Raw genomic sequence first — 23682 nt, forward strand, 5'->3', positions numbered from 1 at the left:
TTGAAAGGCTCCGCCCATGACCGACATCAACGCCTTTATCGACGACAAGGTGAAGAATAACGACGTGTTCCTGTTCATGAAGGGCTCGCCGGACTTCCCGCAATGTGGCTTTTCCGGCCAGGTCGTCCAGATTCTGAACTATCTCGGCGTCGACTATGCCAGCGCCAATGTGCTCGAAAGCGACGAGCTGCGCGAAGGCATCAAGGCCTACACCAATTGGCCGACCATCCCCCAGCTCTATGTGAAGGGTGAATTCGTCGGCGGCGCCGATATCGTGCGCGAAATGTTCCAGTCCGGCGAATTGCAGAGCCATCTCCAGCAGGCCGGCCTCGAGGTCAAGCAGAGCGCCTAAGCGGCCGCTGCACTGAATCAGATTTGCAAGGCCCGGTCTTAAGCGACTGGGCCTTTTGCTTTTTTGGCGCTTTGCTGCTGACAAGTCGCGCAAGAGTTCAGCTTTAGGCGCTTTTGTTTGCCGACCACCCCACCCTCATTCCCGCCCCATCAAGGGGAAGGAGGCGCAGGACCGCGGCCTCAATGTTCATCGTCTCCCTCCCCCTTGTGGAGAGGGATCAAGGGTGGGGATGCGCCACGCCCGATTGCGGGCGGACCTGAGGGATCGTTGAAATGGTCGGTGACAGGCCGGCACTCATCACCAATTCTGATCACACCTATCAGCTATTATCGCTTTGCGTGATGATGGGACGAGCGTAAGCTTTGCTGACCTTTTTCGGGACTTCGCCATGACCGTCACCGCCGCCCGCCCCGCCGTTCCGCTACCGCTCGTCATCATTGCCGGTTGCATCATTGCCGCCATCGGCTTTGGCACGCGCGGCTCGTTCGGCCTGTTCACCCTGCCGGTAACCGAAGATCTTGGTCTCAGCCGCGAGCAATGGGGCATGGCCATGGCCGTGCAGAACCTGGTCTGGGGCATTGCCCAGCCCTTCGCCGGCGGCATGGCGGACAAATATGGCTCAGGCCGCGTGCTGGCCGTTGGAGGCCTCGTCTATGCGCTGGGCGTTCTGGGCATGGCCTTCTCGGCCGATACGCTGACCATGACCCTGACCGCAGGCGTGGTCACCGGCGTGGGCATTGCCATCGCCTCTTTCGGCGTCGTCATGGCCGCGTTCGGCCGCGTGGTGCCGGCGGAAAAGCGCAGCTTTGTCTTCGGTATTGCGACGGCCGCTTCGTCGGCCGGCCAGTTCATTTTTGCCCCGCTCGGCCAGGGCTTCATCTCGGCCTTTGGCTGGCAGATGGCGCTGGTCTGGATTGCGCTTATTCTTCTTCTGATCATCCCGCTTTCCGCCGCACTTCGCGGCCGCGCAGAATCTGTACCCGGCGAAGCCGACCTGCCGTTCATGCAGGCGCTGTCGCGGGCCTGGGGCTATGGTTCCTATCGCCTGCTGGTGATCGGCTTTTTCGTCTGCGGCTTCCATCTGGCGTTCATCAACGTACATATGCCTGCCTATCTGGTGCAGTGTGGTCTCTCGCCCGAAGTGGGCAGTTGGACCATCGCCGTGATCGGCCTGTTCAACATTGCCGGTTCGCTGCTCTCGGGCTGGTTGGGCAGCCGTCTGCCCAAACAGATGCTGCTGGCCACGATCTATTTCCTGCGCGCCTTGCTGATCGCCGCTTTCCTGCTCATCCCGGTCAGCGAGGTAACGGCTTATGCCTTTGCCGCCGGCATGGGCCTACTCTGGCTGTCCACCGTGCCGCTGACGGCGGGCCTGGTGACCCTGTTCTTCGGGCCACGCTATATGGGCATGCTCTATGGGGTAGCCTTCCTCAGCCACCAGATCGGCTCCTTCGTCGGCGTCTGGCTCGGTGGCGTGGTCTATGACCAGACCGGCGCCTATGACCTGGTGTGGTATCTGGGCATTCTGCTCGGCCTCGGTTCGGCGGCCATCCACATTCCGATCAATGAGCGCAGCGCGACCAATTTCTCGCTCAAGACGGCCTGAACGACGCCGGCTCCACTCGCCCTCAGGGCACTGGCCGGCAATGGCGCCGGCGCTCCATCGGCTTTTGGCGATTGATGGGTTGCCAAACCAGATCAACAGGTTCATGGTCCGGCCAATTCCTTTGGCCGGACCTCGGCCCCGACGAGTTTCAATCATGTCAGACCATTATACGCGGGTTCTCTCCCGCCCAGAATTCATTGCCCTTATGGCCGCGCTGATGGCACTCAATGCGTTGGCGATCGACGTCATGCTGCCTGCCCTGCCCTATATGGGCGAAGCGCTCAATGTGGCCAATGAGAACGAACGCCAGTTCGTGATCTCGGCCTATATGATCGGTATGGGCGTGGCCCAGCTGGCCTTCGGCCCGCTGACCGACCGCTTTGGGCGCCGCGCGCCGCTGCTGGCCGGTGTCGGCGTCTATGTGGCCGCCGTTTTGGTGGCCGCCTTTGCCCCCAGCTTCTTCATGCTGTTGGTGCTGCGGTTCATCCAGGGCCTTGGCGCCGCCAGCGTACGCGTCATCACCACGGCCGTTATCCGCGACCGGTATTCGGGCCGCGAAATGGCCGAAGTCATGTCGCTGGTCTTCATGGTATTCATGGCCATTCCGGTTATTGCGCCGAGCATCGGCCAGGTGCTGCTGCTGACCGGTCCGTGGCAAGCCATCTTCCTGTTCATGGGCGCATTGGCGCTGATCTTCTGGCTGTGGACCTTTATCCGCCTGCCCGAAACCCTGCCGCTCGACAAGCGCCGCCCGCTCAGCCTCAAGGGCGTGGTCGAAGGGTTCCGCATCGTCTTCACCAATCGGGTCGCCATTTCCTACGGCCTGGCCGGCACATTCCTGTTTGGCGCGCTGTTCGGCTTCATCAGCTCGTCCCAGCAGATCTATGTCGACATCTATGGGCTGGGGGTGTTTTTCCCGGTAGCCTTCGCCGCCATGGCGGGGCTGATGGCGGTGTCGTCCTTCACCAATTCCCGTGTGGTCCGGCGACTGGGCATGCGGCGCCTGTCGCATGGCGCCATGCTGACCTTCACCGTGGTTTCAGGCATCTGGCTGGCCTTCGCATTGAGCGGTTTCCTGCCGCTATGGCTGTTCTTCGGGCTGTTGTGCATCATCATGTTCTCCTTCGGCTGGTCCGCCTCGAACATGAATTCGCTCTCCATGGAACCGCTCGGCGCCGTGGCCGGCACCGCGGCCTCCGTCTTCGGCTTCATCCAGACCGTGGGTGGGGCATTGATCGGCAGCTATATCGGCCAATTGTTCAACAACACCACCATACCGGTGGCGGCCGGCTATTTCTCCATGGGCGCCATGGCGCTGGTGTTCATGCTGATTGCCGAAAAAGGCAAGCTTTTCGGCGTCGGCGAGCAATATGCCGAGGCCAAGGGTGAGCCGGCAATGGAAGCGCATTAGCGCGCGGTCGCTCGTTGTGATGCAGCGCACCGATCGGCGTGTCAGGCCTTGAGGCCGCATCCCTTCTCCCCTGAGGGGAGAAGGTGGCCCGATGGGGCCGGATGAGGGGGTTAAGGTACCGTAGGCCTTATCGAAAGGCCTTCACCCCTCACCCTAGCCCGCTCCCCTGAGGGGCGAGGGGACGAAGGGGCGATGGGGCCCCGTCAACCCGAGCACACAACGATCTGGAGCGTGTCAGATTTGATCGGCAGCGGCGACCCTGCGGCTCGTTTACGTCAGAAATTGACAGAGTCTAACTCCCCGCCTGCGGCGCGGGCAGTTCGAATTGCGAGCGGTCGGCATAGATGTGGTCCACCAACCCCCAGGCCTTGGCTTCATCGGGCGACATATAGCGGTCTCGCTCCAGCGCGGCCTCGACCTCCTCATAGCTCCGGCCGCAATGCTTGGCATAAATCTCGTTGGTACGCCGCTTGAGCCTGAGGCTCTCCTCGGCATGGATCAGGATATCGGTCACCTGCCCCTGATAGCCGCCGGAGGGCTGATGCAGCATCAGCGATGCGCTGGGCAGCACGGCGCGCTGCCCTGCTTCGCCGGCCGCCAGGACAAGTGTGGCTGCCGAGGCGGCCATGCCCATGCACAGCGTGCCAACCGGAGCGCGGATGAACTGCATGGTGTCGTACATGGCCAGGGCCGAAGTCACCACGCCACCGGGCGAGTTGATATAGAGATAGATCGGCTTTTTGGGATTCTCCGCCTCGAGGAATAGCAATTGGGCGCTGATCAGCGAGGCCATATTGTCCTCGATCTGGCCATTGAGAAAGATGATCCGCTCGCGCAAGAGACGCGAATAGATATCGAAGGCGCGTTCGCCCCGGCTCGAATTTTCGATGACCATGGGGACGAGTTGCATCATGTCGCGCATGGGCGACCTCCTGAGGTTTCCTGTGATCTGGGCGAAAGTTTCTGGCGGTCAGGCGGCGCGCATCAGCGCCACCGGCCCGGCCTCATTATTGTTGGCGGCCGCCGGGATGGCGGCCGGCCTGTGTGTCAGGCGGAACCAGGTGCCGCCATCACCCTGCGGGCTGAGCTCGAAGGTGACATAACTCTCTTCGACGCGCTCACCCGGCGCCCCCTGCTCGCGCCAGCGATAGGTGACGCTATTGGGGGCATCGGCAAAGATCTGATCGACCCGAGCATCGGCCGGCTTGTCCAGCCAGCGATCGAGATATTCAGGAATGGTGAGCGCCCGCCAGACCTTTTCGGGCGGGGCATCGAGCGTGGTTTCAAAGACCAGTTCATCCGTCTCGCTCATTGATCCATCTCCTTGAGCAGATCTTTCAGATTGTCGATGCGGCTGGGCCAGAAGGCGCGATAACGAGCCAGCCAGGCATGAAGCGGCGCAAAGCCATCAGCGTTGACGCGATAATGGGCATAGCGTCCTTCCCGCCGCTCGCTGACAAGCCCGGCCCCGCGCAGCACCGCCAGATGCTGGCTCATGGCCGGCTGGGTAATGGCAAAGCCCTCGCGCAAATCGGTCGCCGTCGCCTCGCCCGCCGAGAGGCGTTCGAGAATGGCGCGGCGCGTGGGATCGGACAGGACTTTGAAGATTTCCGTTTCGCTCATGCTCAACACATAAGCATAGACTTATGAGTCGTGGCAAGAGCCTCAGCGCGGCTTGCTCGCCATGCCGTCGAGCCAGAGCATATTGCTCTCGTCGCGATGCACCCCGGTGGTACCGACATGCTTCATGTCGATCTCGGGGCCTTTTTTGATGACATGTACCAGCGCCATCCCATGGCCGCGCCCGAGATCATAATCGGCCTTGAGCCAATCCAATATCTGGCCGGCCTTGACTTTGGGATCATCGAACCCCTTTGCCTTGGCCAGATCGACGATCTGGCGTGGCGTCTTGCCGGTCTTGGTTTCGATGGCGTCGAGATAGGCCTGGAACGACATTTGTTTCTCCTCTGTCTGATACCGGAGCGACGGATGAGCCGAACCGATTTCGACAAACGAGTCGCGCCTTGGCACGAGGGGCGTCACGCAGCGAGATGTCCTCTCAGACCGCAAATACCTCGTGGCGCAATTCTTCCCAGCTGTCCTTGTCAGAAGCAATCAGCAAGCCGCCACCAAGATCAGAGGGGCGATAGGGCGAGCCGTCGAACTTGGCGACATGGGCGCCGGCCTCGCGCATGATCAGCGCACCGCCCACATGGTCCCAGGGCATGAGCTTGGCATACATCATGAAATGCACATTGCCGCCGGCGGCATAGCGATATTCGTGGCCGGCGCAGCGGTAATTGGCCAGCATCTTGACCTTGGCCAGATTGCCCATGACCGTGCTGCGTTGTTCCATCGGCAGGAACATGGTGGACGCCATGCCGCCCATTTCCGACAGCGGCACCGGATCGGCAAATTTCTGGCGAATAGCGCGGCCATCGGGGAAGATATGGAAGGCGCCGCAGCCCTTTTCGGCCATGACCGTGTCATCGCCCAAGGGATCGTAGATGACGCCGGCTACCGTCTCACCATTCTGTACCACCGAGGCCATGACCGCAAAGAGCGGCAGGCCGCCGGCAAAATTGGCTGTGCCATCAACGGGATCGACGAAAATCACGATTCGATCTTCGAAGTCGGAATCGAGCAATTTCGGATTGGCCGCAACCGCCTCTTCACCAATGACCTGAATGTCGGGACGATGCGCGTTGATCGCGGCAGCGATCAGTTTTTCAGCGCCGACATCGGCCTCGGTCACCAGGTCGAAAGCCCCCGACTTGGTCTGGATAGTGCCTGCGTCCAGCCTTCGGAAGCGCGGCATGATCTCCTCCTGCGCGGCCTGTTTCAGGATGGCGGCGAGGCGATCGATATTCATGGAACTAGGCGTCCTTTGGCTTGATGGAAAGAGCGGAAAAATCGAACAGGCGCGGATCCAGCATGTGGCTGGGATTGATATTGCCCAGGGCGCGGATCATCACATCCTTGCGGCCGGGCATGGCCTTTTCCATGTCATTGAGCATGGCCTTGGTGACATTGCGTTGAAGCCCGTCCTGTGAGCCGCAGAGATCGCAGGGGATGATCGGAAACGCCATGGCATCGGAGAAGCGCTGCAAATCCTCCTCGGCGCAATAGATCAGCGGGCGCAGCACTTCGAGATCGCCCTCGTCATTGACCAGCTTTGGCGGCATGGCCGCAAGCTTGCCGCCATGGAAGAGGTTCATGAAGAAGGTTTCGAGACTGTCGTCGCGATGGTGGCCAAGCACCAGCGCCGTGCACCCCTCCTCGCGCGCGATGCGATAGAGATTGCCGCGCCGCAGCCGCGAGCAGAGCGAACAATAGGTCGCGCCAGCCGGCAGCTTGTCGGTGACGATAGAATAGGTGTCCTGATATTCGATGCGATGCTCGACGCCGAGGCCGGTCAGGAATTCGGGCAGGATATGTTTGGGAAAGTTCGGCTGGCCCTGGTCGAGATTGCAGGCGAGCAATTCGACCGGCAACAGGCCGCGCCACTTGAGGTCGAGCAGCAGCGCCAGCAGGCCGTAGCTGTCCTTGCCCCCGGAAAGGGCGATCAGCCATTTCTCGCCCGGCCGCACCATGGCGAACTTGTCCAGCGCCTCGCGGGTGTTGCGGATGAGGCGCTTCCTGAGCTTGTTGAACTCTACCGAGCGCGGCGCATGGGCATAGATCGGATGGGCGCCGGTATCGGCGTCCTCGTCTTGCGTGGCGGGGGCTTCCATCACCGCGGACATGGCGAAACTCTCATTTGAACGGTCGCGTAGCTGATAACGCGACAAGGGCGCAATGGAAAGACCGGCCAAGGGCGCGAAACCTTACCAAAGCTTAACTTCCCGTCCTTGTTTAATCCCATTTGCCACAGTTAGATGACATCATCTTCCTGACACCCTGGAGTCTCCCGGTGTTCCGCTCCTTCTTTCCCGATCCAAAGCTCTTCTTTACCGCCGCCCTAGGCTGGGCCATCCTCACCATGGCAATCTGGTTCCTGGCTGGCGATGCCATAGGGAGCCTGATCAGCCTCGGGCCGGTCCTCGGCCAGATGCCCACCGAGGCCGACCCCGATGTGTTCCTGACCCCCGACAAGGTCTGGCTCTATCAATATGTGCTGATGGCCGGATATCTGTTCTGCATTCCCTGGTACTGGATCGGTAATAATCGCCGCTGGTACTGGTGGTCAGTGGTGGGCACCGTCACCATTGTCGAAGTGGTGTTCTTCGACGTGCAGATCGGCGCCTGGATGAACGCCTGGTATGGCGAGTTCTACAATATGTTCCAGGGCGCCCTGACCAATCCGGGCAGCGTGTCGCTGGAAGAAATCTACGGCGAACTCTCCACCGTGCTTTACGTGCTTGTGCCGCGCATCGCGGTTCTAGTGCTCAATGCCTTCTTCATTGCCCATTATCTGTTCCGCTGGCGGCGGGCGATGACCTTTTTCTATATGAGTCACTGGCCCAAGCTGCGCGGTGTCGAAGGCGCGTCCCAGCGTATCCAGGAAGATACCCAGCGCTTTGCCAATATCGTGGAGGGCCTGGCCGTTGCACTGGTCAGCTCGGTCATGACCCTCCTGGTCTTCCTGCCCCTGCTCTGGGACTTGTCGCAGAACATCACCGAATTGCCGCTGATCGGTCCTGTCGATGGCAGCCTTGTCTGGGTGGCCCTGATGTCGGCCATCGCCGGCACAGTGCTGCTGGGTCTGGTCGGCATCAAGCTACCGGGCCTCGAATTCCAGAACCAGCGCGTAGAGGCGGCGTTCCGCAAGGAGCTGGTCTATGGCGAGGATAACCATCAACGCGCCCGGCCACTCAGCACTAAGGAATTCTTCCTCGGTGTACAGCGCAATTATTTCCGGCTTTACGGGCACTACCTCTATTTTAACGTGGCACGCTATGTGTACCTCCAGGGCGCCAATTTCGTGCCGCTGATTGCAATGTCGCCCTCGATTGCCGCCGGCGCATTGACGCTTGGCCTGTTCCAGCAGGTCAGCAATGCCTTTGGACAGGTGGAAGACTCCTTCCGGTTCCTGGCCAATAGCTGGACGACGATCATCTCGCTGATCTCGGTCTACAAACGCCTGCGCACCTTCGAGGCCAATATTCCGCACGACGCGGTCTCGGGCGTCGATTATGACGATCCGCGTTATGTCGGCACGGATGAAGAGTTCGAGCCGTTACCTAGCGATCGCGATGGCGGCGCCGAAGGGCTTCCCGCAGGGATCTGAGCAAAAGGGCCGCTCTAACAAGCGGCCCTTCCATTTGCGCTCAGGTCACCAGCGTAACATAGCCTTCCGGGCTAATCGGCCAGGCCGGATTCCAGGCGACTTCCCAGGCATGGCCATCGGGATCGGCGACATAACCGCGATACCCGCCATGCGGCGGCGCATCCGCCGGACGGATCAGGGTGCCACCGGCGTCGAGCAATTGCTGCATTAGTGGCTCGACCTGCGCCTGTTCGCGCACATTATGGGCCAGGGCATAGGCGCCCGGCCCGGCCGCCAGGCCCTGGCGGCCCATATCCGTTTCTAAAGCGCTTTGCAGGAACAACCCGAGGACGAAGCCGTTCATCTGATAAAAGACAATCTCCGGATTCTCGAAGGCAAGTTTCCACCCGAAACCATTGGCGTAAAAGCGTTTTGCGCGCTCAAGGTCAGTACTACCAAGGGTCATGACGGCCATTTGCTGTTGCATTTTCCAGTACCTTTCGTTCGCCACGCATCTAGCGCAGACGGTGAAGGCCACGGGACTCAATGCCAAGAGGCACGGCCAGGACCCGCTCACGCGGGGGCCGGGCTAACCGCACCAGCCTCTCCTTTTCTGACGCCATTAGGATAGCGGATTCGTCCGCCCCGGGCACAATAAAAAGGGCCGCTCCCAAGGAGCGGCCCTTCCAATTCGGTGGTGTCGAACCCGCGGATTAACGCGAGTAGAATTCGACGACCAGGTTCGGTTCCATCTGGACCGGATAGGGCACGTCCGACAGGGCCGGGACGCGGACATAGGTCGCAACCATCTTGTTGTGGTCGACTTCCACATAGTCCGGAACGTCGCGCTCGGCGAGCTGAACGGCTTCGAGAACCACGGTGAGCTGCTTGGAGCGCTCACGGATTTCGATCTTGTCGCCGATCTTGACCTGGTAGGACGGAATATTGACGCGCTTGCCATTGACCAGGATGTGGCCGTGGGACACGAACTGGCGGGCAGCGAACACGGTCGGCACGAACTTGGCGCGGTAGACGATGGCGTCCAGACGGCTTTCGAGCAGGCCGATCAGGTTTTCACCAGTATCGCCCTTGCGGCGGTTGGCTTCGTCATAAAGACGGCGGAAACCCTTTTCGGTGATCGAGCCATAATAGCCCTTGAGCTTCTGCTTGGCGCGCAGCTGCAGACCATAGTCCGAGAGCTTGCCCTTGCGGCGCTGGCCATGCTGGCCCGGGCCATAGGCACGAGCGTTCAGCGGGGACTTGGGACGGCCCCAGATGTTTTCGCCAAGGCGGCGGTCAATCTTGTACTTTACGGAATGACGCTTCGACATCGCGTATCCTTTTCATCACGTTTGAATGGATCGCGCCCTCCTCTGCCCTGGCTTTCACCAGGACCGACAGACTCCCTATAGAGAATCCCGGGTGCGCCTATGGGCCGGTTGGCCGGAATAGGTGGGCGCGTCATAGAGGCCAGAAGCAGGCGAGTCAAGCCAATGGGACTTTTCCCAAGCTTCGACGCGCCCCAAAGCTCTGCTAGACTGCGCGCCAGACAGGCATCGGAGGCAACGATGGCAGTGGATCTGGGCAGCATCAAGTTCTACCTCGGCCCACGCGACGTCGACCCATCGGGCCCCAATAGCACGCTCGACGATCTCGAGGCCGTCATAGTCGACTTTATCGCCGGCGCCGAAAAATCGCTCGATATCGCCGTACAGGAACTCGACAATCAGCCCATTGCCGAGGCGATCGTGGAAGCGCAACTGCGCGGCGTGCGGGTCCGCATTATCTCCGAAGCCGACTATCTGGTGGAGGACAAGCCCGCCGCCAATCCCTTCACATCCAGCCTCACGCTCGGCCAGGAGAAAAACCGGCTGATCCAGATGGCTCTGCTGCGCGCCAGCGCCTGGGTCAGGACCGATTTCAACCCGGAAATCTTCCACCAGAAATTCATCATTCGCGACGGCCAGGCGGTGCTGACCGGCTCGGCCAACTTCACCGACACCGATACCCATAAGAACCTCAATGCCATTCTCACGGTTGAGGATGTGGAAGTCGCCAAGGAGTTCTCGCGCGAATATACCGAGTTACGACGCGGCCAGTTCGGCCGCTATTCGGTGGCCCCGCCAGCAGCGGGCGGACATACCATTCGGCCCAAGGAGCTGCTTGTGGGCGACGTGCGGGTCAAAGTGTGTTTCGCGCCCGATCATGGTCCGGAAATGGAAATCATGAAGCAGATGCTCAAAGCCCGCGAACGCATCGATTTTGCCATTTTCACCTTTTCCGGCTCATCGGGCATCGACGACACCATGCTCAGCATTCACGAGCGGATAAGGCTGCGCGGGCTGATCGACCGCACCCAGGGTGGCAGCAAATATGCGCCGACCAAGGCCCTGGCCGCCGCCGGCATCGAAATGGTCTTTGTCGGCGGCAATCGCAAAGGCATCCGCAAGCTGCACCACAAGATGATGGTGATCGACGACAGCCTGACCATTTTGGGCAGCTTCAACTACACCCAGCCGGCCAATCTCTATAATGACGAGAACATTGTCGTGCTCGGCGACCTGGAGAATCCCACACCCGGCCAAAAGGCCATTGCTATGGCGGCGCGCAAGGAAATCGACCGCATGGCCGAAGTCCACGGATCGCCCGTGCCGGTGCCTGGGCTCGGCTGATCAGGCCATGCGCTTGTCGATATGCCGCTGCTCGCGCAATTGCGGGAAGATGCGGCTCCAGATGACGGCCACAGCCATGGCGCCGAACCCACCCAGGACCACCGCCGGCACCGGACCGATCAGATGCGCCACTGTACCGGCGCGGAACTCGCCCAATTCGTTCGACGCCCCGATAAAGACGGAATTGACCGCGTTGACCCGGCCGCGCACCTCTTCAGGCGTCCAGAGCTGCATAATGGTCTCGCGGATAGTGACGCTGACCATGTCGGCAGCGCCGACCAGGGCCAGCGCCGGAATGGACACCCAGACCGTCGTGGAAAAGCCGAAAAGAACGGTGAAGGCGCCGAACAGGCCCACAAACAGGAACAGCACCTTGCCGGCATGGTCGCGCACCGGAAAGCGCGTCAGATAAAGCGCCATGACAATGGCCCCCAGGCCCGGCGCGGCGCGCAGCAGCCCCAGCTCGGTCGGCCCGGCATTGAGAATATCCTTGGCATAGATCGGTAGCAGCGCCACGGCGCCGCCCATCAGGACGGCAAACATATCGAGCGAGATGGCGCCCAGCACCACCTTGTTGGAAAAGATATAGCGGAAGCCGCCGAACATGGTTTCCAGGCTCGTGGCCTGATGCGACTCACGTTTGGCTGGCCGGGGGATCAGCAGCACGGTCACCACTGCGCAAACCAGCAATGCTGCGCCCGTGCCGAAGGCGAAGCTGGGCGCTATGCCATAGAGCAGGCCACCGACGGCCGGGCCGGTAATCGAGGCGAATTGCCAGGCCGAGGCATTGACGGTGATGGCATTGGAAAGCGCTTCGGTCGGCACCAGATTGGGCGCCAGCGATTGCGCCGCGGGGCCCCAGAAGGCCCGGGCCGTACCGAGCACCACCAGGATGACAAAGATCGGCCAGACCTCGTGCGCTTCCGCATTGACCAGCAGCAGGAAGCCGATGGCGCAGGCCAGTTCGACCGTGAGGCAGACCGCCATGATGCCGCGCCGGTTGAAGCGATCCGCAGTGAGGCCCGTGACAAGAATGAGCAGCAAGGCGGGCAGAAACAGGCACAGGCCCACAAGCCCGAGCAGGAATGGCTCGCCGGTAACGTCATAGATCTGCCAGGCGATAGACACCGACATGATCTGGACCGCAAAGCTGACCAATAGCGTGGTCAGCCAGAAAAAGCGGAAACCGAGATAGGTGAAGGCGAGCTTGGACGGCTCGGAGGGGGCGGGTGCACTCATGATAGCTGCTCATCGCATTTTGGCGATGAACGGTCAAAGGGGGAGTGTGATCAGATGCGCCATCGTGCGTTGCTTCATCCCAGCCTCAGTCCCTCCCCATCAAGGGGAGGGAGGTGCAGGGCCGAACCGATTGTGTTCATCGTCTCCCTCCCCCTTGTGGGGAGGGATCAAGAGTGGGGGTAACCCAGCAACGGAAAGGCCCTACTCCTCGGTCTTGGTCGCCTTCTTCATCCGATTGGGATTGGGCCGCTCATGGCGGCGGTCGATGGAGGAAATGACGCCGCGCAGGGTGCGGATTTCCTGGCTGGTGAACCGGCCGCGGGTCAGTGCCGTGCGCAGATTGTTGACCATGCTGGGCCGTTTGTCGGGCGTGGTGAAAAACCCCGTCTGGTCCAGCACGCCTTCGAGATGCTCGAACAGGCCCACCAGCTCGTGGCGCGGCGCGGCCTCGGCCAGATTGTCGCCAAAGGGCAGCGCCCGGCCCGCCTCGCTGGTGCGCCGCCACTCATAGGACATCAGCAGCACGGCCTGGGCGATATTGAGCGAGGCAAAGGCGGCCTCGACCGGCAAGGTGACAATGGCATCGGCCATGGCCACTTCTTCATTGAGCAGGCCCCAGCGCTCGCGGCCGAATAACAGCCCGGCCTTCTGCCCGCCGTCGATGTGGCTGGCCATGGCCGAGGAGGCTTCCTCGGGACCAAAAACCTCTTTCTGCATGTCGCGTGAGCGGGCCGTGGTTGCATAGACCAGGGTCAGGTCGCCCATGGCTTCTTCCAGCGTCTCGAAAACCCGCACCCGCTCCAGTACGTGATCGGCCCGCGAGGCGGCGGCAACGGCCTTTTCATTCGGCCAGCCGTCGCGAGGACGCACCAGCCGCATATCCCACAGTCCGAAATTGGCCATGGCCCGTGCCGCCGCGCCGATATTCTCGCCCAATTGCGGTTCGCACAGGATGATCGCCGGACATGGCGCGAGCATGAGGGGTTGAGAACTGTCTGTGCCGGCCATCTGTCATCGATCCGCTGAAATGTGGCGGCGACATAGCCCAATTGCCGCCATTCAGCAAATCAGGCGACGCGAGCCCGTATGGGCAGGTCCTGCACTTTAGCGCTGACCTGCCATTCGCGATCGAGCAGGGCGAAATGCATTTCCTCGTCCCATTCGCCCTGGAACAGGGCATGTTCGCGATAATGAGCTTCGAGCCGCATGCCCAGCTTCTGCATCAGCTTGATCGAATGGTGGCTGCGCCCGTCGCAGCGCACCATGAGCCGATGAATGCGGAAATGGTCGAAAGCCAGGTCGATCATGGCCGTTAGCGCCTGGGTGAGATAACCCTTGCCGCTTTCAGCCGGATCAATGACAAAGTGCAATTCGCCCTGCCCCGCCGTGGCATCGGACCATTTGAGGCCCACCTGCCCGACCAGCACATGATCACCCTTGCGCACCATAGCCAGCGTCAGGGTTTCGCCGGGCCGGTGCAGTTCCACCTGCGAGCGCATGATTTCGATGGCGGCAGGGATATCGGCGTCGTAGCGCGTCGGCCGTTCGACATAGCGCTGGACCGAGGGCAGCATGTGATAGCGCCTGACGGCATCGAGATCACCACGTTCGAAGGGTCTGAGGTAGAGGTGGTCGGTTTCGATCGGCAAGCGCAAAGACGACATGATCCGGTACCCTCCGCAGCGTTTGACAGGCGCTCGCAAGGAACGCTGGGCACGCTCCGTGGTTCCTGACATTCGGGACAATATCGCATCGCTTTGACGAGCGTTTGACGCAGCTCAAACTTCACCCGAATGCCGCAGGGAGAGCCATTCGTCGCGCAGAATGGCGTAGTAGAATTCTTCGTCCCATTCGCCCTTGAACCGCGCATGCTCGCGGAAATGAGCTTCCCGGCGCATACCCAGCCGTTCCATCAGCCGCCAGGAGGGCTCGTTGCGCGCGTCGCAGCGGGCAAAGATGCGGTGCAGGTCTGCCGGACCGAAGCCGAGATCGAGCAGGGCATTGGTGGCTTCTGTGGCATAGCCGTGCCCCTGATAGGCGGGATGGAAAATCCAGCCCAATTCACCCTGCCGCGCCTCGGCAGAGCGCCAGATCAGCGAGACCTCGCCGATCGGCCCCTGGCCTTCCCGCGTTTCCACCGCCAGAACGATCCGGTCTCCCTCTTCCAGAAAACCGGTCTGGGTGGTGCGCTGTTGTATGGCCAGCGCACATTCCTCGCGGCTGAGCGGCGGATCGAACAGATAGCGCGCGACATCCTCCCGGCCGCGATAGGCAAACACCGCCTCGACATCGCCGCGCGTGAACGGGCGCAGACGCAAACGTTCGGTTTCAATAGGGAAATCGGGGTGCAGGGCCATTGTCTCTCCGGGGCGCCGCACTTTTGCGCCTGCTACCGCTCTTGGCAAGGTGATGCTTGCCGCCGCCGCCGCCCCGTGCCAGCCTGCCGGCATGAAGCCGACCACCTTTATCGACCAGAAAGCCAGTTGCGATTGCGGCGCGGTGACCCTGCATGCGCAGGGCCGCGTCGTCTCGATGTTTCAGTGCGGCTGCCGCAATTGCCAGAAAGTCTCAGGCAGCGGCCACTCCTCGGTCGTGCTTTTGCCCGCCGATGCGATCGTGGTGACCGGCGCGACCAAAAGCTTTGTCCGCCCCGCCGAGTCGGGCGCCAGCTTCACGCGCCGCTTCTGCCCGGAATGCGGCACGACCATTTACGCCCAATCCTCGCGCGCGCCGGCCTTCCGCATCGTCCTGGCCGGCTTGTTTGCCGGCGAGAGCGACTGGTATGCGCCCACCCAATTGATATTCTCGCGCCATCATCCCGACTGGGACCTGATCGACGCGCAACTACCCCGTTACCAGACCTACCGCCCGGAGAAACAAGCATGAGCATGGCGTCCGACGAACTGGCCGACCGCATTCGCACCCTGCTCTCGCCTGGCGACAGCATTCGCGAGCAGAAAATGTTCGGCGCCAATGCCTTCATGTCCAATGGCAATATGCTGGTCGCGCCCATGAAGGACGGCTCGCTGCTGGTGCGGGTGGGCAAGGAGGGCATGGAGAGCGCCCTCCGGCAGCCCGGCGCCAGCGTCATGGATATGGGCGGCCGCACCATGGGTGGCTTTGTGGTGGTCAGCGGCGACGCCCTGGAAGAGGACTTTGCTCTGGGCGAATGGATCGACCGGGCCTTTGCCTTCGTAAAAACGTTGCCACCGAAATGATCAGGCCGGCGCCTGACCAAAGACCAGCGCCGCATTGACCCCGCCAAAGCCGAACGAGTTGGACAGAACATAGCGCATCGCCCTGGCTTTGGCGGTGTTGGGAACCAGATCGAAATGGTCGGCGTCTTCGGTCGGATCATCCAGATTGATCGTGGGCGGAACAATACCGTGGCGCAGGGCCGCAATGGCAATGACCGCTTCCGCCGCGCCGGCAGCACCCAGCATATGGCCGGTCGCCGACTTGGTGGAGGACACCGCCAGATCTTTGCCACGGTCAGAAAAGACGGCCCGCAAACCGGCGACTTCCGCCGCGTCGCCAACCTCGGTCGATGTGGCGTGGGCGTTGACATAGTCGATCTGCGAAGGCTCCAGCCCGGCCATGGCCAGCGCATTGCGCATGGCCACCTGCGCCCCGGCCCCATCGGGCGATCCTGCGGTCAAGTGATACGCATCGGCCGAGGTACCATAGCCGGCCAGAACGGCGAGGGGTCTGGCACCGCGCGCGCGAGCATGGCTGAGCTTTTCGATCACCAGCACCGCTGCGCCCTCAGAGAGCACAAATCCATCATGACCCTTGTCAAAGGGCCGCGAGGCCTTCTCCGGGGCATCGGCATAGGAGGTGCTGAGGGCGCGCGAGGCGCCAAAGCCGCCGATGGAAATCGGATCGACTGACCCTTCGGCGCCACCGACCACGGCAATTTCGGCCTCGCCGGTCAGGATCAGCCGCATGCCATCGCCGATCGCTTGTGCCGAGGCCGCACAGGCCGTCACCGGAGTTCCGATCGGCCCACGGAATTGATGGATGATCGAGAGCCAGCCAGCGGCCAGATTGGCCAGGAACGAGGGGACGGTGAATGGAGAAAGCCGTCTTGGGCCCTTCGCATGTATGGTCTCCACCGCTCGCGCCATGACCGGCGAACCGCCGACTCCCGACCCGATAACGGTGGCCGTCGCAGCCCGATCGGCATCGGTTTGCGGGTGCCAGCCCGCCTGGTCGAGCGCCTCTGCGCAGGCAGCAATGGCATATTGGATGAACAGATCCATCTTCTTGATGTCCTTGCCATCGATATGGTCCGCCGGATCGAAACCGTCCGGATCGTCGGCCTTGTCAGGCACCAGACCGGCGATATGCGCGGCGTAGCCGGTGGTATCGAACCGGTTATTGCGCACAATACCGCTGCGGCCCGCAATCAGACGCGACCAGAACGCATCGACGCCGACTCCCAAGGGACCGACGATGCCCGTTCCGGTAACAACGATGGGATCTGCGGGATCTGGTTTCAGCATCTGTTTCTCCTGTGTATATGCACGGCTATGGGCGATTGCCGCCTGCAGCCCCGGCCGCATGCCTAGAGCCGCGCGATGGCGCGCAGCCCGGAAATGATGGTCATATAGTCGGGGTCGGTGAGTTGGGTGCGAAGCTCGGCAATGGTTTGACGCCAGATCGGCACGACGGCCTCGAAACGACGCTTGCCTTCCTCGGTCACCTCATAATGCCGGGCGCCGCCTGCCTTGGCGTAGGTGGCGCACACCAGGCGCTTTTGTTCGAGCAGCGAGAGATTGCGCGACAAGGTCGTGCGATCCATCGCTATCTCGTCGGCCATGTCGGAAATCGACCGGTTCTGCCTGACCTGCAACTTGCCCAGAATATTGAACTGGGCAGCCGTCACCTCATAGGGACGCAGCCGCTCATCAGCCTTGCGCGTAATGGCCCGCGCCGCCATGCGCGTATTGAGCACCAGGCAAAGATCGAATTCGTCTTTCATGCGTTTTCGATACACCCGTGTATATGCACAGGTCAACGGCAAGCCCCCTTGCCGAGCCCGTCTTTGCGCTTTTCTCTGGCAGTGCTATACGGACCGCCGAACAGGGCAAAGTGCCATAATCAGCTTTTCTCAAGGGAGTATTTCGATGAGCAAGATCAAAGTCGCCAACCCGGTCGTGGACCTCGACGGCGATGAGATGACCCGGATCATCTGGCAGGCCATCAAGGACAAGCTCATCCATCCCTATCTCGACCTGCCAATTGAATATTATGACCTGTCGGTCGAAAACCGCGACGCCACCGATGATCAGGTGACAGTCGATGCCGCCAATGCCATCAAGAAGCACGGCGTCGGTATCAAATGCGCCACCATCACCCCCGATGAAGCCCGCGTCGAGGAGTTCAAGCTCAAGAAGATGTGGAAGTCGCCCAATGGCACCATCCGCAACATTCTGGGCGGCGTGATTTTCCGTGAGCCCATCATCTGCAAGAACGTGCCGCGCCTGGTGCCGGGCTGGACCCAGCCAATCATCGTTGGCCGCCACGCCTTTGGCGACCAATACCGCGCCACCGACTTCAAGTTCCCCGGCAAGGGCAAGCTGACCATGAAGTTTGTCGGCGAAGACGGCACCGTGATCGAGCATGACGTGTTCGACGCCCCGAGCGCCGGTATTGCCATGGGCATGTACAATCTGGACGCGTCGATCCGCGACTTCGCCTATTCGAGCTTCAATTACGGCCTCGCCCGCGGCGTGCCGGTCTATCTCTCGACCAAGAACACCATTCTCAAGGCCTATGACGGCCGCTTCAAGGACATCTTCCAGGAAATCTACGACGCCGAGTTCAAGGACAAGTTCGAAGCCAAGAAGATCTGGTATGAACACCGCCTGATCGACGACATGGTTGCCTCGGCCCTCAAGTGGTCCGGTGGCTATGTCTGGGCCTGTAAGAACTATGACGGCGACGTGCAGTCCGACATCGTGGCGCAGGGTTTCGGCTCGCTGGGCCTGATGACTTCGGTTCTCGCAACGCCCGATGGCAAGATCGTGGAAGCCGAAGCTGCGCACGGCACGGTGACCCGTCACTATCGCCAGCATCAGCAGGGCAAGGAAACCTCGACCAATTCCACCGCCTCGATCTTCGCCTGGACCCGTGGTCTCGCCCACCGCGCCAAGCTCGACGATAATGCCGAACTGGCCAAATTTGCCGAGACGCTGGAAAAGGTCACTGTCGACACCATCGAAGAAGGCAAGATGACCAAGGACCTGGCCCTGCTCGTGGGTCCCGATCAGCCCTGGCTGACCACGATGGGCTTCCTCGATGCCATCGACGCCAACCTGCAGAAGGCCATGGCCGCCTGAGCCTGAATTTGCCTTGCAAGCGAAAGCCGGGGCCTGCCCCGGCTTTTTTATTGCTAGAGCAGCTCGCCTGGCGCATAGCGATTGACGACAATTCCGCAATCGTAGCTCTGTGATCCCAGGAGCGTGAGCTGACGCGCTCCGTCATAAAAAATCGTTTGACCGCCGCCCAACGCCGCCGGATTAGCATAGAGCTGCAGCTCGTCCACGAGCCCCTCCGCCAAAAGCTCGGAAACAAGGCGTACGCCACCGAAAGTGATAATGTCCCGACCAGGCCCTCGCTTGAGCGCCCTCATCGTTTCAGGCAGAGCTCCCCTGATCGCCCGGGTCCGTTCCGCTCGGGGTACAAACGACGTATCGGTAAGCACGATCTTTTCCGCCTCAACAATGTGCCGGGCGAAGGCAAAGTCCGGCAGCGCCGGATAGAGCTCGGCGATACCCGTCCAGTGCGCAACATAGTCCTCAACCATCAACCGGCTGAGCAATATCGTATCGACTGCCGCCAGTGTGTCGTTGAACTCCCGCCGTAGCGCCGCGTCCCATGGCCAGTTTTCTACGTAATTCCATAATTGCCATGAAACAGGCCTGTCGGCCCCAACAAACCCATCGGCGGAGGTCTGCATCAAAACCACCAACTTACGCATCGTTCGCTCCAAAACCAATTGCATTTTACAAGTAGTTGATAGCGAAGGCACTTGCATATCGCAAGTGGAAATCCTAGAAGGATGACATGCGCAACCACAACCGTTCCGGCTGCCCCATCAATCTGACGCTCGAAATTCTCGGCGATCGATGGAGCCTGCTCATCCTGCGCGACATGATGTTTGGTGGAAAACGGACTTACAATCAGTTCCTCGAAAGCGACGAGAAGATCGCCACCAACATTCTACGGGATCGCCTGCAGGCGCTGGTCGAGGCGGGTCTGCTCGTCCGCGCGGCGGACCCGACGCACAAGCAAAGGATCACCTATCGTCTCACCGAAAGCGCCATCCAGCTTGTTCCGGTCATGGCCCATCTCGGCAATTGGGGACAGAGAACATTGCCGGCCGACGCAGAGCTAGCGGCCAAGGCTCGCGGCATCTTTGCTGGTGGGCCGGCCCATTGGGATGAATTGATGAGCGCCTTGCGCGCAGAACATCTGGGGATCTGACCCAGCGGCTCGATCCCTGTAGTTCCGGAGCAACAAAAAAGGCCGGGATTGCTCCCGACCTTCCTGTCGCACAAATGGAATCGAACCTATTTCGTCTTGGCCTTAGCTGCGCCCTTTTCGGCTGTGACCTCGACCCTCTCGCCGGCGACCACAGTAAAGGCGGTTTCCGTCTCGCTATCGTCCTCATAGCGGGTGACGACGACGAAATCGCCGGCGGGAAGCGTGGTCTGATATTCGGTGTCGTAGCCGTAGCCCATCTCTTCGCGATTGCCCTGAATATCCTTCTTGGCCGAGAAGACCTGGAAGGACTTCGCTTCGGGCATGGAGATGGCGGCAACACCGGCATTGATGACCACATCGACATCGACCCGTTGGCCGCTGACCACCGTGAACGGCATCTGGGCGCTGGCTGCATTCATCCGCACCTCGGCGACATAATCGCCCGGCGTCAGTTGATATTCATTGCCCGGGCCATAGCCATAGCCAACCTCTTCGCGCGACCCGTCAATGGCCTGGGCGGCCTTGAAGACATTGACCGCCATGCCACCATCCTCGATGGTCATGCCCTCGATATAGCTGCCATTGATCACGGCAAGACCGACGCCGGCCACCAGGTCCTTTTCCACCGTTTCACCGGCGGCGAGGGTGAAAGTCTCGGACACTTCGCCCTGCCCCACCTTGGCCGTGACGGTGACCTCACCAGCCGGCGCAGCAAATTCGCCCTCGCCATAGCCATAGCTGTCCCCGCCTTCGAAATAGATGTTGAGCGCTGCCCCATCGGCCACGGGCTCACCTTCTGCGGCATAGGCCCTGACGATCACGGTGCCCGCATTCATCACGAAATAGGGCGCGGCAAGCGCATCGGCGGCTATGGTGACGGACTGGGTCTGCTCGACCGGACCATAGCGCACGACCAGATCGTAGTCGCCCGGCGCGATCTGCTTGGTGGGAATACCATAGCCATAGTCGATGGTGTCGCCACTCTGGTTGAGTTCCCAATAGACCGGACCGTCATTCTGATCGGTCAGCAGGTCACCGCCTTCGGCCAGGGCCATTTCGATGGTGAAATTCTTATCGAGCATGGCCGGCTGCGGCGTCGGTTCGGGCTCCGGCGCCGGTTCGGGTTCGGCCTGCGCCACCTCTGCAACGGTGCGGGTCAAAGCCTCGACAAGGTCGCTGCCATCCTGCGCGGAGAGATATTTGCCGCCGGTATTCTCAGCTAGGCAGGCCACCTGGCGACCTTCTTCGTCCGAAAGGCCGAAACCGAGCACATGGGTGGTAAAATCGATACCCTGCGATTCAAGGTCGCTGCCCAAGGCGCAGGGATCCACTTCGCAGGTTTCAAGCCCATCGGTAATCAGAATGACCGTGGCCTTTTCCTCGGTATAGCGCAGCTCTTCGGCGGCAAGGCGCACCGCATCGCTAAGCGGTGTCATGCCCTTGGGATTGATGTCGCCGGCCGCTTCGGCAATGGCCGCGCCCGTGCCAGGGGCCGGCTCGACCAGCATTTCAATATCGGCGCAATTGCCTTTTTCGCGATGACCATAGGTCATCAGGCCCAACTCCAGATCGTCCGGCAGCTCGGCCAACACCGAAGACAGCGTCTCGCGCGCAATGGTGATGCGCGCCTTGCCATCGACCTGGGCCCACATGGAACCGGACCCATCCAGAACGATGACGGCCCGCTCGGCCGCTATCGCCGGGAATGCCAGCCCGATCGCGGCAAGCGCGCCCAGCACGGCCCTACTCAAAAGTCGCATGAAATTCGCCCTCCAAACTGAAATATCGCCACGACCGGCGACCATGCTAAAAAAGCCATGCCGGTCATGAAGCCAGCATGAATGGATAGTTCAGATTTGTCCCACCAAGTTCGCCGCCTGCGAATAGTATTGCGGCAAGAACAGGCGGAGAACTTGATCATGCCGGCTCGACGGCCCCGGGTACAGTAAAACCTCGATCTATGCTGTTCTCGACATTGCCCGGGCAAGAAACGGCAGCGTCGGCGCCGTGCATTGGCATGCCGATGGCCAAGGGCACCATATTCTGATGACGCCGGATCGCGCGGCACGTATGCTGGCGCGATCCTTCCTCGAGTCTTTCCTTACTTCGGATATTGTGAGATGCCCGTCGGCGTCATTCTGGCCTTTCTGGCCTATGCCGTATTTTCCATGGCAGACGCCCTGATCAAGGCCACAGGTCCGACCCTGTCGGTCTTCGAAATCGCATTTTTCACCACGTCATTCTCTATCATACCGGCCATGCTGACCAAGCGCGGCGAGCGCTGGCGCGACATTTATCGGCTGCACCACCCTTGGCTGGTGCATCTGCGCTGCCTGACCGCCATTAGCGGTACCGCCTGCGTGATGTACGCCTTCACCCATATTCCCTTTGCCGAAGTCTATGCCATCGGCTTCACCACGCCCCTGTTCGTGACCCTGCTCTCGGTGCTGGTGCTGCGCGAATATGTGGCCCTGCATCGCTGGATATTACTGTTCATCAGCTTCATGGGCGTGGTCCTGGTGATCCGGCCGGGCCTGAAAGCGCTGGAAACCGGCCATTTCGTAATGATGGCCGGCGCCATGCTGGGGGCCGTGACAACCACCGTGCTGCGCCATGTGGCGCCCAAGGAAAGGCGCGTGAGCCTTGTGGGCCTGCAGGTGCTATATTCGGCGGCCGTCAATGCCGTGCTGATGGCGCCCAGTTTTGTGGTTCCCTCACCGGCGCAGCTCGGCGTCCTGCTCGGCATCGGCCTATTGGGGGGCATGGGCGGACTGCTGCTCATTCAGGCCAGCAAGCAGACCCCCGCCAATCTGATCGCCCCGGTGCAATATAGCCAATTGATCTGGGCCATTCTGTTCGGCGCGGTGTTCTTCGGGGAATATCCGGACTGGATCGCCATTGTGGGCATGGTGATCGTCGTGGGCGCCGGACTGCTCAACGTGCTGAGCGAACGTCCCCGCATCCGCTGGAAGCCGCGCATCTTCTTCTTCCGCATCGGGCAGTAGAACGCCTAATGCGTGGTGGTGTCCCAGTAATCCCACCGGCGCACAATGGCCGGCCCGTCGGTCACGCTCCGATGAATGACCAGTTTGGAATGCAGATGGGCATTGGACACGCGAGCGGTATGACCGCCCCCGATAACCTCCATGCGCCGCCGGTCCGGTCCGAAATAATCGGCCGTTTCGATATAAACGATATCGTGCTTGAGCTGGCTGACCAGCCTGTCCGTCAGTAGCTCCGAATTTTCCGGCAGGCACAGAATGTCGTCAAACCCCATTTCGATGTAGCGCAGGAACGTGTCCGCATCGCAATCCTGCGTGATCAGGATGATCGGGGCGAGCTTCACCCGGGGCGATGGGTAATGCCGCAACCGATGAAGGATATCGGTCTTTTCCGCATCCTCAGTGGCGAAATGGACGAGAAAGAACAGGTTGGAGACCACCCGTTTGCGCAATTCGGTCACATCGCGGTAATGCGCGAACAGGCCAAATCCAGTCGCTCGGGCGAAGCGCTCGAGGCTTCTCAACGGCGCGCCGGGCGGGCAACAGGCCACCGCCCCGCATTCGGACAGGATCGTTGATCGTCCGTTCATGTCCGTCGACCTCCCAATCGACGGAACGATACTAGCGCAGTGCAGCGGGCGCGAAAATGCAAAAAAGCCGTTCAGCATGGTGCCACGCTGAACGGCTTCGATAAAATTGC

General features: G+C 61.0%; 27 protein-coding genes. 10 read left to right on the forward strand and 17 right to left on the reverse strand.

What is annotated here, in order from left to right:
* Positions 1-16: 16 nt before the first annotated feature.
* The 3 genes from grxD to V8Z65_RS10240 all read left to right on the forward strand — a co-directional run bounded on the left by grxD (position 17) and on the right by V8Z65_RS10240 (position 3369).
* Positions 17-352, forward strand: coding sequence for a Grx4 family monothiol glutaredoxin (gene grxD / locus V8Z65_RS10230; RefSeq protein WP_338719665.1), 336 nt, complete (start codon positions 17-19; stop codon positions 350-352).
* 388 nt (positions 353-740) lie between these two features.
* Entirely contained in the window at positions 741-1958 is a 1218-nt protein-coding gene (locus V8Z65_RS10235) for an MFS transporter (RefSeq protein WP_338719667.1), read from the forward strand.
* Between the two features lie 154 nt (positions 1959-2112).
* The gene (locus tag V8Z65_RS10240) at positions 2113-3369 is read left to right on the forward strand and encodes a multidrug effflux MFS transporter (RefSeq protein ID WP_338719669.1); all 1257 of its coding nucleotides are present in this window, start codon (positions 2113-2115) and stop codon (positions 3367-3369) included.
* A gap of 292 nt (positions 3370-3661) precedes the next feature.
* On the opposite strand, the gene V8Z65_RS10245 is transcribed toward V8Z65_RS10240, so the two are convergent.
* The 6 genes from V8Z65_RS10245 to ttcA form a co-directional block, all read right to left on the reverse strand.
* Positions 3662-4291 carry an ATP-dependent Clp protease proteolytic subunit gene (locus V8Z65_RS10245; RefSeq protein ID WP_338719671.1) on the reverse strand — a complete coding sequence of 210 codons (630 nt, stop codon included), beginning with the start codon at positions 4289-4291 and terminating at the stop codon, positions 3662-3664.
* A 48-nt stretch (positions 4292-4339) separates the two neighbouring features.
* Positions 4340-4681 (reverse strand): SRPBCC domain-containing protein, encoded by a 342-nt coding sequence (locus V8Z65_RS10250; RefSeq protein WP_338719673.1) that lies wholly within the window; start codon positions 4679-4681, stop codon positions 4340-4342.
* Positions 4678-4992 (reverse strand): metalloregulator ArsR/SmtB family transcription factor, encoded by a 315-nt coding sequence (locus tag V8Z65_RS10255; RefSeq protein ID WP_338719675.1) that lies wholly within the window; start codon positions 4990-4992, stop codon positions 4678-4680. The genes V8Z65_RS10250 and V8Z65_RS10255 overlap by 4 nt, the downstream gene beginning before the upstream one ends.
* Positions 4993-5034: 42 nt before the next feature.
* The gene (locus tag V8Z65_RS10260) at positions 5035-5325 is read right to left on the reverse strand and encodes a DUF4287 domain-containing protein (RefSeq protein WP_338719677.1); all 291 of its coding nucleotides are present in this window, start codon (positions 5323-5325) and stop codon (positions 5035-5037) included.
* Positions 5326-5428: 103 nt separating this feature from the next.
* Positions 5429-6241 (reverse strand): inositol monophosphatase, encoded by an 813-nt coding sequence (locus V8Z65_RS10265; protein ID WP_338719679.1) that lies wholly within the window; start codon positions 6239-6241, stop codon positions 5429-5431.
* Positions 6242-6245: 4 nt separating this feature from the next.
* Positions 6246-7115: a tRNA 2-thiocytidine(32) synthetase TtcA gene (gene ttcA, locus V8Z65_RS10270; RefSeq protein WP_338719681.1), complete on the reverse strand. Its 870-nt coding sequence runs from the start codon at positions 7113-7115 to the stop codon at positions 6246-6248.
* 167 nt (positions 7116-7282) lie between these two features.
* Here ttcA and sbmA point away from each other — a divergent pair, with 167 nt between their 5' ends.
* Positions 7283-8599: a peptide antibiotic transporter SbmA gene (gene sbmA, locus V8Z65_RS10275; RefSeq protein ID WP_338719684.1), complete on the forward strand. Its 1317-nt coding sequence runs from the start codon at positions 7283-7285 to the stop codon at positions 8597-8599.
* Positions 8600-8639: 40 nt separating this feature from the next.
* Here the strand turns inward: sbmA and V8Z65_RS10280 are convergent, their stop codons facing one another.
* On the reverse strand, positions 8640-9065 hold the full coding sequence (locus V8Z65_RS10280; protein WP_338719686.1) for a VOC family protein: 426 nt from the start codon (positions 9063-9065) through the stop codon (positions 8640-8642).
* A gap of 226 nt (positions 9066-9291) precedes the next feature.
* On the reverse strand, positions 9292-9909 hold the full coding sequence (gene rpsD / locus V8Z65_RS10285) for a 30S ribosomal protein S4 (RefSeq protein WP_338719688.1): 618 nt from the start codon (positions 9907-9909) through the stop codon (positions 9292-9294).
* Between the two features lie 237 nt (positions 9910-10146).
* Here rpsD and V8Z65_RS10290 point away from each other — a divergent pair, with 237 nt between their 5' ends.
* Positions 10147-11250 (forward strand): phospholipase D-like domain-containing protein, encoded by a 1104-nt coding sequence (locus tag V8Z65_RS10290; protein ID WP_338719690.1) that lies wholly within the window; start codon positions 10147-10149, stop codon positions 11248-11250.
* On the opposite strand, the gene V8Z65_RS10295 is transcribed toward V8Z65_RS10290, so the two are convergent.
* The 4 genes from V8Z65_RS10295 to V8Z65_RS10310 form a co-directional block, all read right to left on the reverse strand.
* Positions 11251-12489 (reverse strand): MFS transporter, encoded by a 1239-nt coding sequence (locus V8Z65_RS10295; RefSeq protein WP_338719692.1) that lies wholly within the window; start codon positions 12487-12489, stop codon positions 11251-11253.
* Between the two features lie 201 nt (positions 12490-12690).
* The gene (locus V8Z65_RS10300) at positions 12691-13467 is read right to left on the reverse strand and encodes an RNA methyltransferase (protein ID WP_338719694.1); all 777 of its coding nucleotides are present in this window, start codon (positions 13465-13467) and stop codon (positions 12691-12693) included.
* An 89-nt stretch (positions 13468-13556) separates the two neighbouring features.
* Complete coding sequence (locus tag V8Z65_RS10305) at positions 13557-14153, reverse strand: GNAT family protein (protein WP_338719696.1); 597 nt, start codon at positions 14151-14153, stop codon at positions 13557-13559.
* A 114-nt stretch (positions 14154-14267) separates the two neighbouring features.
* Positions 14268-14846, reverse strand: a complete 579-nt coding sequence (locus V8Z65_RS10310) for a GNAT family protein (protein ID WP_338719698.1) — start codon at positions 14844-14846, stop codon at positions 14268-14270.
* A 52-nt stretch (positions 14847-14898) separates the two neighbouring features.
* Between V8Z65_RS10310 and V8Z65_RS10315 the strand changes: the two genes are divergently transcribed.
* Together V8Z65_RS10315 and V8Z65_RS10320 are read left to right on the forward strand one after the other, a co-directional pair.
* On the forward strand, positions 14899-15375 hold the full coding sequence (locus tag V8Z65_RS10315; protein ID WP_338719700.1) for a GFA family protein: 477 nt from the start codon (positions 14899-14901) through the stop codon (positions 15373-15375).
* Entirely contained in the window at positions 15372-15707 is a 336-nt protein-coding gene (locus tag V8Z65_RS10320) for a TfoX/Sxy family protein (protein ID WP_338719702.1), read from the forward strand. Before V8Z65_RS10315 ends, V8Z65_RS10320 begins: the two co-directional genes overlap by 4 nt.
* Here V8Z65_RS10320 and fabF read toward each other — a convergent pair whose 3' ends face one another.
* Both fabF and V8Z65_RS10330 read right to left on the reverse strand, forming a co-directional pair.
* Complete coding sequence (fabF, locus tag V8Z65_RS10325; protein ID WP_338719704.1) at positions 15708-16994, reverse strand: beta-ketoacyl-ACP synthase II; 1287 nt, start codon at positions 16992-16994, stop codon at positions 15708-15710.
* Positions 16995-17056: 62 nt separating this feature from the next.
* Entirely contained in the window at positions 17057-17473 is a 417-nt protein-coding gene (locus V8Z65_RS10330; protein ID WP_338719706.1) for a MarR family transcriptional regulator, read from the reverse strand.
* A 145-nt stretch (positions 17474-17618) separates the two neighbouring features.
* Here V8Z65_RS10330 and V8Z65_RS10335 point away from each other — a divergent pair, with 145 nt between their 5' ends.
* Positions 17619-18833, forward strand: a complete 1215-nt coding sequence (locus V8Z65_RS10335; RefSeq protein WP_338719708.1) for an NADP-dependent isocitrate dehydrogenase — start codon at positions 17619-17621, stop codon at positions 18831-18833.
* 53 nt (positions 18834-18886) lie between these two features.
* Here V8Z65_RS10335 and V8Z65_RS10340 read toward each other — a convergent pair whose 3' ends face one another.
* A complete protein-coding gene (locus V8Z65_RS10340) occupies positions 18887-19474 on the reverse strand; it encodes a dihydrofolate reductase family protein (RefSeq protein ID WP_338719710.1) in 588 nt (195 codons plus the stop codon).
* A gap of 86 nt (positions 19475-19560) precedes the next feature.
* Between V8Z65_RS10340 and V8Z65_RS10345 the strand changes: the two genes are divergently transcribed.
* The gene (locus V8Z65_RS10345; RefSeq protein ID WP_338719712.1) at positions 19561-19980 is read left to right on the forward strand and encodes a helix-turn-helix domain-containing protein; all 420 of its coding nucleotides are present in this window, start codon (positions 19561-19563) and stop codon (positions 19978-19980) included.
* Positions 19981-20066: 86 nt separating this feature from the next.
* On the opposite strand, the gene V8Z65_RS10350 is transcribed toward V8Z65_RS10345, so the two are convergent.
* Complete coding sequence (locus V8Z65_RS10350; RefSeq protein WP_338719714.1) at positions 20067-21740, reverse strand: VWA domain-containing protein; 1674 nt, start codon at positions 21738-21740, stop codon at positions 20067-20069.
* A gap of 360 nt (positions 21741-22100) precedes the next feature.
* Between V8Z65_RS10350 and V8Z65_RS10355 the strand changes: the two genes are divergently transcribed.
* A complete protein-coding gene (locus V8Z65_RS10355) occupies positions 22101-22985 on the forward strand; it encodes a DMT family transporter (RefSeq protein WP_338719716.1) in 885 nt (294 codons plus the stop codon).
* A gap of 5 nt (positions 22986-22990) precedes the next feature.
* On the opposite strand, the gene V8Z65_RS10360 is transcribed toward V8Z65_RS10355, so the two are convergent.
* Positions 22991-23572: a hypothetical protein gene (locus V8Z65_RS10360; RefSeq protein ID WP_338719717.1), complete on the reverse strand. Its 582-nt coding sequence runs from the start codon at positions 23570-23572 to the stop codon at positions 22991-22993.
* Positions 23573-23682: the final 110 nt, after the last annotated feature.

The sequence above is a fragment of the Devosia sp. XK-2 genome (genome assembly GCF_037113415.1).
Lineage (GTDB): Bacteria > Pseudomonadota > Alphaproteobacteria > Rhizobiales > Devosiaceae > Devosia.